The sequence below is a fragment of the Cecembia lonarensis LW9 genome (assembly GCF_000298295.1).
Taxonomy (GTDB): domain Bacteria; phylum Bacteroidota; class Bacteroidia; order Cytophagales; family Cyclobacteriaceae; genus Cecembia; species Cecembia lonarensis.
In genome coordinates this window covers 1-691 of the sequence record NZ_AMGM01000295.1, presented here as the reverse complement: position 1 = coordinate 691, position 691 = coordinate 1, and the positions used below count along the sequence as shown (strand labels likewise).

General features: G+C 62.7%; 1 protein-coding gene. It reads left to right on the top strand.

Annotation, left to right across the window (positions count from 1 at the left end; all coding sequences use genetic code 11):
* Positions 1-66: 66 nt before the first annotated feature.
* A partial coding sequence (locus B879_RS24210; RefSeq protein ID WP_238542250.1) for an iron-siderophore ABC transporter substrate-binding protein occupies positions 67-691 on the top strand: 625 nt, incomplete at its 3' end.

Genomic DNA, 691 nt, shown 5'->3' with positions numbered 1-691 from the left:
CTCCACCGCGGACGAGGCCACCGCCAAGTTCGGTGCCAATGTCGCCCCGGGCGTCTCCCACGCACCTTGGAACACGCCAACGGCGAGACCGAGATCGAGAAGAAGCCCGAACGCGTCGTGGTGCTGGACACCGGCGAACTCGACGCAGTGCTGTCTCTGGGCATCACTCCGGTCGGGATCCCCTCCACCGAGGGCGCCAACTCAATCCCCAGCTACCTGGCCGACGACGTCAAGGACGCACAGACCGTGGGCACCATCCAGGAACTGAACCTGGAGGCCGTTGCCGCGCTGAAACCGGATCTGATCATCGGCTCACAGCTGCGTGCCGACAAGCTCTACCCGCAGCTGTCGCAGATCGCCCCGACGGTCTTCTCCATCCGCCCGGGTTACCCGTGGAAGGAAAACTTCCGTCTGGCCGCAGCAGCGTTGGGCGAGGAAACCAAGGCCGTCGAGGTCCTGAACGCCTATCAGGACAAGGCCACAGCATTGGGCAACGATGTGACCGGCGATCCGAAGATCTCACTGTTGCGTTTCATGCCGGAGAAGATCCGCCTCTACGGCAACGCCTCGCTGATCGGGGTGATCCTCAATGATGCAGGATTCTCCCGGCCCGCCAACCAGGACATCGATGACCTGGCCAAAGAAATCTCCGGGGAGAATCTGGCCGAGGCAGACTCGGACTGGATTTTCT